Source organism: Tepidibacter formicigenes DSM 15518, assembly GCF_900142235.1.
GTDB classification, from domain to species: Bacteria; Bacillota; Clostridia; order Peptostreptococcales; family Peptostreptococcaceae; genus Tepidibacter; species Tepidibacter formicigenes.
The window spans coordinates 1-12695 of the sequence record NZ_FRAE01000075.1; the positions used below are offsets into that span (position 1 = coordinate 1).

At 28.7% G+C, this 12695-nt stretch carries 14 protein-coding genes; 12 read left to right on the forward strand and 2 right to left on the reverse strand.

Annotated elements, in window-relative coordinates; all coding sequences use genetic code 11:
• From BUA77_RS11390 to BUA77_RS11445, 12 genes are all read left to right on the forward strand, one after another.
• On the forward strand, nt 1–203 hold a 203-nt coding region (locus BUA77_RS11390), incomplete at its 5' end, for an HD-GYP domain-containing protein (RefSeq protein ID WP_330390102.1).
• A 245-nt stretch (nt 204–448) separates the two neighbouring features.
• Complete coding sequence (locus BUA77_RS11395) at nt 449–1189, forward strand: YwmB family TATA-box binding protein (RefSeq protein WP_072890300.1); 741 nt, start codon at nt 449–451, stop codon at nt 1187–1189.
• Nucleotides 1190–1206: 17 nt separating this feature from the next.
• Nucleotides 1207–2460, forward strand: a complete 1254-nt coding sequence (gene murA, locus BUA77_RS11400) for a UDP-N-acetylglucosamine 1-carboxyvinyltransferase (RefSeq protein ID WP_072890303.1) — start codon at nt 1207–1209, stop codon at nt 2458–2460.
• Nucleotides 2461–2546: 86 nt separating this feature from the next.
• Nucleotides 2547–3524 carry a stage II sporulation protein D gene (gene spoIID, locus BUA77_RS11405; protein ID WP_072890305.1) on the forward strand — a complete coding sequence of 326 codons (978 nt, stop codon included), beginning with the start codon at nt 2547–2549 and terminating at the stop codon, nt 3522–3524.
• 79 nt (nt 3525–3603) lie between these two features.
• Nucleotides 3604–4371 (forward strand): M23 family metallopeptidase, encoded by a 768-nt coding sequence (locus BUA77_RS11410; RefSeq protein WP_072890307.1) that lies wholly within the window; start codon nt 3604–3606, stop codon nt 4369–4371.
• A gap of 104 nt (nt 4372–4475) precedes the next feature.
• A complete protein-coding gene (spoIIID, locus tag BUA77_RS11415) occupies nt 4476–4724 on the forward strand; it encodes a sporulation transcriptional regulator SpoIIID (RefSeq protein ID WP_072890309.1) in 249 nt (82 codons plus the stop codon).
• 116 nt (nt 4725–4840) lie between these two features.
• The gene (gene mreB / locus BUA77_RS11420) at nt 4841–5863 is read left to right on the forward strand and encodes a rod shape-determining protein (RefSeq protein WP_072890311.1); all 1023 of its coding nucleotides are present in this window, start codon (nt 4841–4843) and stop codon (nt 5861–5863) included.
• 91 nt (nt 5864–5954) lie between these two features.
• On the forward strand, nt 5955–7028 hold the full coding sequence (locus BUA77_RS11425; RefSeq protein WP_072890313.1) for a flagellar hook-basal body protein: 1074 nt from the start codon (nt 5955–5957) through the stop codon (nt 7026–7028).
• Between the two features lie 15 nt (nt 7029–7043).
• Entirely contained in the window at nt 7044–7841 is a 798-nt protein-coding gene (gene flgG / locus BUA77_RS11430) for a flagellar basal-body rod protein FlgG (RefSeq protein WP_072890315.1), read from the forward strand.
• A 14-nt stretch (nt 7842–7855) separates the two neighbouring features.
• Complete coding sequence (locus BUA77_RS11435) at nt 7856–8149, forward strand: rod-binding protein (RefSeq protein WP_072890318.1); 294 nt, start codon at nt 7856–7858, stop codon at nt 8147–8149.
• Between the two features lie 193 nt (nt 8150–8342).
• A complete protein-coding gene (gene fabZ / locus BUA77_RS11440; protein ID WP_072890320.1) occupies nt 8343–8774 on the forward strand; it encodes a 3-hydroxyacyl-ACP dehydratase FabZ in 432 nt (143 codons plus the stop codon).
• 78 nt (nt 8775–8852) lie between these two features.
• The gene (locus BUA77_RS11445) at nt 8853–9785 is read left to right on the forward strand and encodes an AEC family transporter (protein WP_072890324.1); all 933 of its coding nucleotides are present in this window, start codon (nt 8853–8855) and stop codon (nt 9783–9785) included.
• Here BUA77_RS11445 and yyaC read toward each other — a convergent pair.
• Nucleotides 9769–10278 (reverse strand): spore protease YyaC, encoded by a 510-nt coding sequence (gene yyaC, locus BUA77_RS11450; protein ID WP_072890326.1) that lies wholly within the window; start codon nt 10276–10278, stop codon nt 9769–9771. The genes BUA77_RS11445 and yyaC overlap by 17 nt on opposite strands.
• 77 nt (nt 10279–10355) lie before the next feature.
• Nucleotides 10356–12368, reverse strand: coding sequence for a phosphodiester glycosidase family protein (locus BUA77_RS11455; protein WP_072890328.1), 2013 nt, complete (start codon nt 12366–12368; stop codon nt 10356–10358).
• Nucleotides 12369–12695: the final 327 nt, after the last annotated feature.

Here is a 12695-nt window from a genome sequence, read left to right on the forward strand (position 1 = left end):
TACCTTATCTTACTAGAATTTTAACCGTAGCAGATAGCTTTGATGCTATGACTTCCAATAGACCATATAAAAGTAGAAAAAGCTATAATGAAGCTATAGAAGAATTAAAAAAATATAGCTCTATTCAATTTGATTCTGCAATAGTAGATGCTTTTATAGAAGTAATAAATATAAATAAGCATGTTTTTGAGAAAGTTAGGTAAAATCACATAAAATATAAGTTTTTATAACGAATAGGAAATTATAATCCTTTTGAATTGTGGATAAATATAAATTCCGTTATGAGTTTTAAGCAACGGAATTCGTTAGAATTCGTTGGCGCCATGAAATTTTAAAAAAGTCTACATTGTAAAATTTTTAGAATAAAGACTTTTTTATAATTAAAATGTATAACCCTCTTTGAATTGTCAATAATGAAAATAGATATAATTTAAAGGGGGGTTTTTTTATGAAGAGATTGTTTTCTTTTGCAATAATAATGGTTTTATTATTAAGCATAATATCTTATGCTCAACAAAATCAAAATGGATATGATAAGATAGTAGATGCCTTTGAAAAAACAGATTCTAATTTTGAAAGCTATAATATTAATGGACATGCACAAATAGATGATAAATTTTTAAGTTTTGAGGAAATGAATGATATAGCTAACAAAATAAATGAAAGTTTAGGAATTGATATTAGTAATTTAGAATATACAAAAACTGAACAAGATAATTTTAGACAAGTATATACTTATTCAAAAAATATGGATAGTCATGGTGTATCAGTAATAATAGAAAGTGAAAAATGTGAAAATGTGGAACAAACACATATTATAGTTGACATTAATAATAATGAAGTGTATAAAGATATAGTAGAGAATTATACAAAATTAAAAAATATTTTAAAAAATTATTCTAGTAATTTAGATTTATATTCTTGTATTATAGGATATTTTGAAGAAAAAGTGGATAAAAAATGCTATAATAGTATAGCAAAGAATATATTTTCTGATTTAAATGCTGTTAAGAAAGAAGAAATACAAGATGAGAATATGTTATCGGTAACGGGATATACTAGTGATTTGAACGAGTATATAGCTTATGGAGGAAATAAAGTAAATTTAAATGTTTCTTTAAGATATAGTGAATACGAAGATAAGACTTTTGTTTACATAGGTACACCACTTATAGTATTAGAATATTAGGAAAGGACTGAAAATAGGTGACAAAAATAGTAGTTAGAAAAAGCAAACCTTTAAAAGGTTATGTAAAAATAAATGGAGCTAAGAATGCCGTACTTCCAATTATAGCAGCAACATTACTAGCTAAAGATAAATCTGTAATTAAAGGAGTTCCAAATTTAAAAGATGTACATGTTATATCTGATTTATTAAGGCATTTAGGAGCAAAAGTAGAGTTTAATGAAGATACACTTATTGTAGATGCTAGTGACATAAAAACATGTGAAGCGCCATATGAACTAGTTAGAAAAATGAGGGCTTCTTTTTTAGTAATGGGACCACTTCTAGCTAGGTTCAAGAGTTCAAAGATATCAATGCCTGGAGGATGTGCTATAGGAACAAGACCAATTGATCTTCATCTGAAAGGATTTAAATCTTTAGGAGCTAATATCGAAATGGACCATGGCTTTGTGGAAGCAAAGGCAGATAAATTAGTTGGAACTAAGCTGTATTTAGATTTTCCATCTGTTGGAGCTACAGAAAACATAATGATGGCAGCTGTTCTTGCAGAAGGTACTACTATAATTGAAAACGTTGCAGAAGAACCTGAAATAGTAGATCTTGCTAACTTTTTAAATGAAATGGGAGCTAATATAAAGGGAGCAGGAACTAATACTATAAGAATAAAAGGGGTACAAGAACTAAAAGGAGCTGTTCATACTGTAATTCCAGATAGAATAGAAGCAGGAACTTACATGGTTGCAGCGGCTATTACAAAAGGAGATGTAGTAGTAGATAATGTTTTAATTGATCATTTAAAGCCAACAATTGCAAAGCTTAGAGAAGTAGGATGTGAAGTTTATGAAATGGAAAACTCAGTTAGAGTAGTAGGGCCAAAGGAAATCAAAGCTACAGATATAAAGACTTTACCTCATCCAGGTTTTCCAACAGATATGCAATCTCAATTTATGGCACTTTTAAGTGTTGCAAAGGGAACCGGTGTAGTAATAGAGACTGTATTTGAAAATAGATTTATGAATGTAGCAGAGCTTAACAGAATGGGAGCAAATATAAAGATAGAAGGAAGAAGTGCTGTAGTTCAAGGAGTAGAAAAACTTCAAGGGTCAACTGTAAATGCTACAGATTTAAGAGCTGGAGCTGCATTAATACTTGCTGGACTTGTTTCAGAAGGAGAAACTATAATAGGAGAAACTCATCATATTTATAGAGGGTATGTAGATATAGACAAGAAATTAAGAGCGTTAGGTGCAGATATTGAAGTAATATCGGAATAATAATTTAACTTTAAAATATGAATAGGAATAATAAGACAAGGGTTCTCATAAACTTTATTGATAAAACAATCTAAGGAGGAAAGTTTATGAAAAACCCTTTTTTTATTCTACTGTATATCTTCTTTATAATTATAATACTTCCAGTACTTTTAACTATAGGAATATATAAAGATAATATATTTAAGGAAGAGGTTGTTCAAAATAAAAAAATTGAATCTTTAAATATAAAAGTTTACAATAGTAAAGAGGATAAAGTTGAAACTATGAATTTAGAGGAATATTTATATAATGTTGTAGCATCAGAAATGCCTGCAACTTTTAATGAAGAAGCTTTAAAAGCCCAAGCCATAGCTGCAAGGTCTTATGTTTTTTATAAAATGGAAAATGGAGGAGATAAAATACCTCAACATAAAGGTGCAGTTGTATGTACAGATCATAATCACTGCCAAGAATATTTAACTATCGATCAACTTAAAAAGGCTCATGGTCAAGATTGGATGGAAAAACTTTGGCCTAAAATAAAAAAAGCTGTTGATGATACAAGAGGAAAGGTTTTGGTATATGAAGGAAAAACAATTCAACCTTTATATCATTCTACTAGTGGAGGAAAAACTGAAAATTCAGAGGAAGTATTTAGTGCAAAGCTTCCGTATTTAAGATCGGTTGATAGCCCATATGAGCAAGGCTCTCCTAAACTTGTTTCGAATGTAAAAATTAGTAAAAATGATTTTGTCAATAAATTTAAAAGTAATGATATTGTAATATCAGATAATATAAAAAAAGACATTAAGATACTATCTAGAACAGAAGGGGGATCTGTAAAGGAAATAAAAGTAGGAAACAAAGTCATAAGAGGTAGAGATGTAAGAAAAATACTTAATTTAAATTCATCTGATTTTGAAATAAAAGTAAGTGATAATTATGTAAATATAATAACTAAGGGGTATGGCCATGGCGTAGGAATGAGTCAATGGGGAGCAAATGGTATGGCAAATAAAGGATATAAATATGATGAAATTTTAAAGCATTATTTTAAAGGAGTTAAGATAGAAAAGAAATATTAAGAAGAAGGACCACAAATGTCCTTCTTTTTTTTGTATATAATTTTAAAATCAGGAAAGAATATAAATGGAGGTGGAAATGATGGAAAATAATAATAAAAATAAAGGCAAAAAATTATTAGAAAGAGATGGCTTTTATTTAGTGTTATTTTTATGTGTTTGTTTAGTAGCACTTACAGCAGTATGGGTTACTAAGAATAGTATCGACAATTTAGCAACAGAAGACGGATTTGTAAATTATGAGCATGGAGAGTTGATAGATGAAAGTGATGACAAAGTAGCTAGCAATGGAGAAGATGAAATTCATTTAATAAAAGATAATGAAAAAGTTGTTCCTACTTCTACAAGCTCTCAGCAAAATTTAGCTAAAGCAAAAGAAAAATTAGCAAAAGAAAATGAATCCAAAAATCAGCTTGCAGCTAAAAAGGAAGCTGTTAAAATTAATGCCATTATGCCAACTGAAGGTGAGTTAATCAGAGACTATTCTGATACTGAACCAAGTTATTCTGTTACTTTAGACCAATGGGAGTTACATAAAGGTATAGATATAAAAGCAGATAAAGGAACTCCTGTAAAAGCTGTTATGAACGGAGAAGTTTTAGACGTTGCTAAAAATGAAAGAAACGGTGTTACTGTAAAGATAAAGCATGAAGGGAATTTAGTTACTGTATATAGCAATTTATCATTAGATACAATTGTAGAAAAAGGACAAAAGCTAAATCGTGGAGATGTAATAAGTAGTGTGGGAAATACTTCAATAGTTGAAAGTAAAGAAGGCCCTCATTTACATTTTGAAGTTTTAAAAGATGGAAAAAATATAGACCCACTTTCTATAATAAATTCAAATTAATATTAATAGAACAGGCTTAACCTTAAAATAAGGTTAAGCCTGTTCTATTTTTAATGAAAAATTCATATATATGAGTAAGATTATCTCTTTAAGGAGGGGGAGATTTGAAGGCTTATATAGAAGAAAGGGCTATAGTTATTGCTAAATACATTTTAGAAAAAGAAAGCACAGTAAGAGAAACAGCAAAAACATTTGGAGTAAGTAAAAGTACAGTACATAAAGATGTTACTGAAAGATTAACTTCCATAAATCCATCTTTAGCTAAAAAGGTAAAGAAAGTACTAGATAAAAATAAATCAGAGAGACATATAAGAGGAGGCATGGCAACAAAATTAAAATATGAAAGTGATTAAATGAATGTAGGTAAAAAATACCTACATTTTTTCTTGACTAAAACAAATTTTTTGTATATTTTTGTAGAAGGAGATAAAGTAAAATAATTACAAACAAAAGATAGGGGAGATATTAAATGGTTAGAGCAGATATAGGTATAGATTTAGGAACAGCAACAGTTTTAGTATACGTAAAGGGAAAAGGAATAGTGCTACAAGAACCATCTGTAGTTGCAATAGATAAAAAAAAGAATAAAGTTTTAGCCGTTGGTGAAGAAGCAAGAAAAATGATAGGAAGAACACCTGGAAATATAGTTGCTATAAGGCCATTAAAGGATGGGGTAATATCTGATTATGATGTTACAGAGAGAATGCTTAAGTATTTTATAGATAAGGTATTGGGAAATAAAGGGTTTTTTAAATTTTTTAAACCTGAAATAATGGTTTGCGTACCATCAGGAGTAACAGAAGTAGAAAGAAGAGCAGTAGAAGATGCGACAAAGCAAGCTGGGGCTAGAGATGTACATATAATAGAAGAGCCAATAGCTGCAGCTATTGGAGCTGGACTCGATATATCTCAGCCAGAAGGACACATGGTTGTAGATATAGGTGGAGGTACAGCTGATATAGCAGTTATATCACTTGGAGGAACGGTTGTCAGTACTTCTATAAAAGTAGCAGGAGATAAATTTGATGAAGCAATAGTAAAATACATGAGAAAGAAACATAGTTTGCTTATAGGAGAGAGAACGGCTGAACAAATTAAAATAAATATAGGAGCAGCATTTTCTAGAAAGCCAGAAGTTACAATGGATGTAAGAGGAAGAAACTTAGTATCAGGACTTCCTATAACGATAAAAGTATCTTCATCAGAGATGTTTGAGGCTTTAGAAGAAAGTGTTACTCAAATAGCAGATGCAGTTCACAGTGTGCTTGAAAAAACTCCACCAGAGCTTTCGGCGGACATAAGTAATAAAGGAATAATTATGACAGGGGGAGGTTCTCTTATTTGGGGACTTGATAAATTAATACAAAAAAGAACTGGGATAAAAGTAAATATAGCAGAAGATGCTATATCATGTGTGGCAAAAGGAACGGGAGATGCTTTAAATTCTTTAAAAGTTCTAAAAAAAGGAGGAACGTTTAAATTTAGAAAATAATTCAAAAAAATTTATGTATTTTAAATTAAACTTTTCCTACATAAATGCCGAAATATAAAAAAGATAAAGAAAAATTTTTTGGAGTGATAATATGTTTAGAGGCCTTTATACTGTAACATCTGCAATGCAGACTAATCAGAAAAAACTAGATGTAGTTACTAATAACATAGCAAATGCTAATACTAATGGTTTTAAAAAAGATGTAGTAATTTCAGAAGCTTTTCCTGAAAAGTTAATTAGTAAAATAAACCCAAAGTTACCAAGTAATCCAAATAATAAAGGTAGCTTAGAAGTTAAAAGAGATGGTGAAGGTTTTTTTGTTACAACACCTAAAGGCTTTTTTACTGTAGATAGTCCAATGGGAAAAAGTTATAATAGATCATTAAGATTTGCTGTAGATGAGCAAGGTTATTTAAAAACATATACTAGAGATATAAATAAAGGAGTAGACACAACTACTGGATTTTATGTTCTAGATTCAAATGGAAATAAAATACAAGCTCCTAACAATAATATAGAAATTGATAAAGCTAATGGTAATATTTTATCAAATGGACAAGTAATAGGAAATTTAATATATAATCCACATAAAAATGTTATAGGGACTATAAATGGAGGATTAAGACTAGATAGAATTCAGACTAATTTTAAATCAGGACAATTAATACCAACAAATAATAAATTAGATTTTGCTATAAAAGGTGATGGATTTTTCAAAATACAAACTCAAGATGGAATAAGATACACAAGAGATGGATCTTTTTTAACTAATAATAAAGGAGAATTAATTACTCAAGATGGAAATTATGTACTTGGAAAAAATGGGACAATAACAATAGATAAAGATTTTAAGGTAACAGCAAAGGGTGAATTATATATAGATGATTCCTTTGTAGATCAGCTTGATATAGTTAATGTTTTAAATGTAAATGTTTTAAGAAAAGAAGGAAATAATCTCTATAAAGTAGAAGAAAATGTAAATCCTAATGAGCAAGAATTTAAAGGAGAACTACTTCAAGGAAGTTTAGAAGGATCTAATGTGAGTTCAATAAATGAAATGGTTGATATGATTACTATATTAAGAGAATATGAAAGTAATCAAAAAGTTGTAAAGGCATATGACGAAATGTTAGGCAAGGCTGTAAATGAAATAGGAAAAGTTTAATTGGAGGGATAAATTATGATGAGAGCTCTTTGGACAGCTGCAAGTGGAATGAAATCTCAACAGCTTAATATAGATACTGTATCAAATAACTTAGCTAATGTTAATACAACTGGATATAAAAAGCAAAGAGTAGAATTTAAAGATCTTTTATATGAAAATGTAAAAAAATCAAATATAATACAAGGGCAGGGAAGTCCATCAAATTTGCAAATAGGTCATGGGGTTATGTTAAGTGCTACAAGTAGAATATTCGAAAATGGGACTCCAGATAGAACGGATAATCCAACGGATTTTGCTTTAAATGGACAAGGCTTTTTTGCAGTTGAAACTCCATCAGGAGAAAAATTTTATACAAGAGATGGGTCATTTAAGTTAAGTGTAGATGAAGATACTAAAAAGCTTGTAACAAGTGAAGGATATACAGTTTTAACTGAAGATGATGATGAAATAGTAATGGAAAATGGATATACAGATTTTAATATAGATGAAGATGGCCTTATAACTGTTAAAAATGAAGATGGAGAAGTAGAAGAATTAGGAAGAATAAAAATAGTTGAATTTTTAAATCCAGATGGATTAGAAGCAATGGGGAGAAACTTTTTTAAAGCAACTAATGCTTCAGGAGAAGAAATAGTGCTAGAAGATGAGAATAGAAATACTAAAGTATTTCAAGGGTTCTTAGAGTCGTCTAATGTTCAAATTGTAGATGAAATGATAAAAATGATTACAGCTCAAAGAGCATATGAAATAAACTCTAAAGCTATTCAAACATCAGATGATATGCTTCAAATGGCAAATAACCTAAGAAGATAGGTTGGGTGATGTAAATGCAGGTAAATAATAGAAATTTGGATATTTTAAAAAGTAAGGTTAAAAATAATAAAGATGATAAAGAGCTTATGAAAACCTGTAAAGAGTTAGAAGCTGAGTTTGTGAAAATAATGTTTAAAGAAATGAAAAAAACAGTACCTAAAGATTCATTAATGCAAAAATCTTCAGGTAGAGAAATATTTGAGGACCTTTACACAGATGAATTAGCAAATAAAACGTCTAAAGATTCCTCTTTAGGTCTTGCCAAGCTTATATATGAACAATTTACTAAAACAAATATAAAGAGATAGACTATTAAAGTCCAATGTTGTTTTTAAACAATGTTAGGACTTTTTTTGTAATTTAAGCAACGGAATCGATAGATTCGTTGGCGACATGAGCCATGCGCTAGCATGAAGCGAATTTTTTGTTTACTTATTTTATATATAAATGATATACTAAAAATAGTAATTAGTACTAGATAATAAAAGGAGGTTTTAAAGGGTGCTTAATATAGATCAAATTAAAGAGCTAATACCCCATAGATATCCGTTTTTATTAGTTGATAAAATAGTAGAATTAGAAGAAGGGAAAAAAGCTGTTGGAATAAAAAATGTAACTGCAAATGAGCCATTTTTCCAAGGTCATTTTCCAGATTATCCTCTAATGCCAGGAGTTTTAATAGTTGAAGCCATGGCTCAAGTAGGAGCTATAGCCATGATGAGTATTGAAGAAAATAAAGGAAAACTTGGAGTATTTACAGGAATAGATAACGTAAGATTTAGAAAAGAAGTAAGACCTGGAGATACACTTAAAATGGAAGTTGAGCTTATTGCAATGAGAAGAGGAATAGGAAAGGCTGAAGCTAAAGCTTACGTTGGAGAAGATTTAGTTTGTAGCGGAAATTTAATGTTTGCATTAGTATCAAAACAATAAAAAAGTCCTATACTATTTTAATTGAATCAATTAAAATAGTATAAGGACTTTTTTACTTATTAATTGTGAGGTGAGATGATGAATTTTATTTCTACATTTAATCAAATATTTATGTTATTTACTTTAATACTTTTAGGTTATATTTCAAATAAAAAAGGAATTATAAGCCAATCATTAAATAAAGAACTAAGTAATGTTATACTTTACATAACACTTCCAGCACTTGTAATAAAATCCATGCAATATGACTTTTCAAAAGATATGATTGGTAAAAGTATAAAAATAGTATTGATATCCGTATCTATATACTTAATAACAATAGTTTTATCTTATTTAGTTGTTAAATCATTAAAGCTTGAAGGTAAAATAAAGGATATTATACAATTTTTACTCATATTTCCTAATGTAGGGTTTATGGGGTATCCAGTTATTAGTTCTATTTATGGTGATTCTGGAGTTTTTTATACAGCACTATTTAACATGCCGTTTAACATATTAGTATGGACTATTGGTGTAATAATAATGTCTAGAAGTTCTAGAGAAGAAAGCAGTATCAATATTAAAAAGATATTTCTTAATCCAGGAGTATCTGCACTTGTAGTAGGGTATACATTGTTTTTACTATCAATAAAGCTTCCAAGACCTATTTATGATTTATTAAATATGTTAGGCTCAGCTACAACTCCGATGGCTATGATTGTAGTAGGCTCAATATTAGCCCAGTCTAAAATACAAGATGCATTTAAAAACAAATATTTACTTATAGTATCCTTCTTAAGACTTTTATTTATACCCTTTGGAATATATATTGTTTTAAAAAATGTATTCTCTGTAGATGGATTAGTACTAGGAGTTACTTGCGTAATACCTGCTATGCCTTGTGCTGCCAATGCAGCTATATTTGCAACTAGATTTGATAATGATCATATCTTAGCTTCTCAAGGTGTATTTATAACTACTTTATTTTCCATAATTACTATACCTATTCTTGTAGTTATGTTGCAAGCATAATAGAAGTTGCTATTATTTCAGACATTTCAACTACAAAATTAAGTCTTATATTACTGAAAGAAAATTTACTATCTTCATCAATTTTATCTACTATAGCAACTACAGAATAGTTTCCTATTTTAGGGAGGGTTTTTCCAACTCCTTTTCCAGGATGTATAGGACCTTTTCTGATTTGTATATTTCCTATGTTATTTTTTTCACCTAAACAAGCATCTATTGCTATAAAAGTAGCATTAGGATGCTTTTTTCTTACGCAATCTAAAGATTCATATATATTTAAAGCATGAATAGGTTTATCTAGAGTTCCATATACAGGGTATTTATAATCGCTGTTTTTTAGCATAGTTCCAACTAGGGGACCTAGAGAATCACCTATGCATCTATCTGTTCCTATACAAATTATTACGGTATTATCGTTTATTATAGTTTTTAAAAGTTCCGTTAGAACATGTATAACATCTTCTTCTTTATAATTTACTTTAGCCAAATACACAGATAGCACCTCCTAGTTAAGTATATGGAGAAGGTACTAAAAATATGAAAAAAGCCCCGATAGTGGGGCCTTAAAAATTATTTATCAAGTATGTTTTTATAGGTATATTTAATCTCGTCATCTTTAATATTTATTAAAAGATATTTATAGTCATTTAAAAAATCATCTTTATATACATTTTTATAATCTGGAATACTTATATATCTAACATTTCCTTCAACTATTTGAGAAAATTCATTTCCTTTATATATAACATAAATATTTTTTTCAAATCCTTTTTCATATAAAGTCTTTTTAAATGTTTCAATCTCATCCTTTAGTTTTAAAGAGTCTTTTGAGTTAAGCACTATAAAAATGTTATCTAAAGAAGTATCAAGAGAATTCTTTAGAAAGTCCCACTGACCTTTTATTTTATAAAATCCTCCATTAGAGCTGTCTAAAGATATTATAAGGTTATTATCTACTATGTTGCTAGAGTAGGATTTTTTAAAGCTTGATTTAGTTTTATTTAAATTAGATTCAAAATTAGAGTTTAAGTTTCCAATAAAAACTACAGTATCAGAATTTTTTTCTAGCTCTTTTTTGTATTTTACATGTATTAGTTTATCAAGAAGTCTATTATTCTTAATACTCATATCACCTAAAAATGCAATATTAAATCCATCTTCAGGTAAATTTTCTACTAAATTTGAATCTGTATTTTGTTTTTCAACTATATCTATAGGAATAGATACTTTTTCACCTTCATAGCTTACAGTTATAGTTCCTTTTCCACCACTAGTTGGAATGAATACATTTTTATCAAAGCTTCCCTCAATACCTGAAATATCAAAGTTAATATCATCAATAGGTATATTTATTGGATTATAATCAGAGTCAAATGTACCTATATTTATTTTAAATTCATCTCCTACGTATCCAAAGTTTTTATCTAAGTAAGCTTCTATATTAGAAAAATCTCCTTTTTCTCCTATATTTTTAATAGCTAGAGAGTTCACTATAGGTCTTTCCTTACCTCCTACAAGAGTATTAACTATATCGTTTTTTACGATAAGCTCTGTAGATCCCCCTCCATCAAATAGCATAGCATCTTTGCATCCTAAAGACTTCATATAATGAGCAACGTCGTTTTCATCCATTCCTATAACATTAGAAAGTCTGCCATCTACTGTGAATAAAATCAACTTATTATCAGGAGTGATACCTACAGCAGACCTCTGACTTTTACCTTTTACCTTTTGTGTTGGAGGATAGATTTCACCATCTTTTAATATTAAGCTGCCTCCTCCCAAAGCGAGGTCTATATTATTATAATCAAGATTAAATGTAGAGTTTATTTTAATTTCATCACCTACATTAAAATTATCTCTAAGAACTAAACCGTTATTTCCTCCAGCTACTATTATATATCCATTTTCAGGGATAGGAATTGAAGGTTGTCCATACCTTACTTCTTTTACTACATTATCTTCAACTACAACTTCACATAGGTCATAATAAGTATCATTTGCTCCTGGAGAATTTTTTATATATTCATTAGTGTAAACAACTATATTTGCAAAATATTGACTAGGCTTATTTATAGCTGCAATATTTATTGTGTTATTTGTAGTTGTATTAGATATACTAACATCAGGTTTTAGATAAGTTAAAAATATATTATTATCTATATCTTTTAAAAATGAAGCATATTTATTAACTTCATAATGAGGATTTGAAAGTACTTTTCCATCCTTTACAATAGGGCCAAGTGAAAATGAAGGATTTGACATACTGAAAAAATCACCATTTATAGCAGCTAAAACATTATCTTCATTTTTTACCATATCACTTACTTTTTGTCTTTTAGTAAATCCATCTTTATTAAATAAAATATCTAGTTTTACATTTGGATCATTTAAATCTATTACAACTAAGTTTACATTTTGTATACCATCTTCTGTAAATGTATATATATTTTTGTATTTTACTCCTTTAGATAAATTAATTTCACTTTCTTTTTGATTTATAATGCTGTTGCCAAAAATATTTATAGAAGATGAAAATACCAAAAATCCAGTTAAGATGAAACTTATAAGTTTTTTATTCAAAAAAATCTCCCCCTTTCTTAACAAGGAATAGCTCGTTGCAGAACTCTACAACTCGCATAAATACTACATTTAAATTTATAGAAATGGCTAAGTTTCCCCCATTTTGGGTATATATACATTAACTAGATGTGTATAACTCAAAATGAAAAAAGGAGGAAAAACTTATGCCAGTTCAAGCTAAACAATTAAACTTTTCTAATATTTCTTCTGATTTTGAAAAGTTTTTTAATCAAAATCAATACAATTTACTTTCTATGTTAAATCATTTTTTTGATATTAGTGATTTCATCCCACTTTCTTTTTATCAAAAATATTATTCTAATTTTG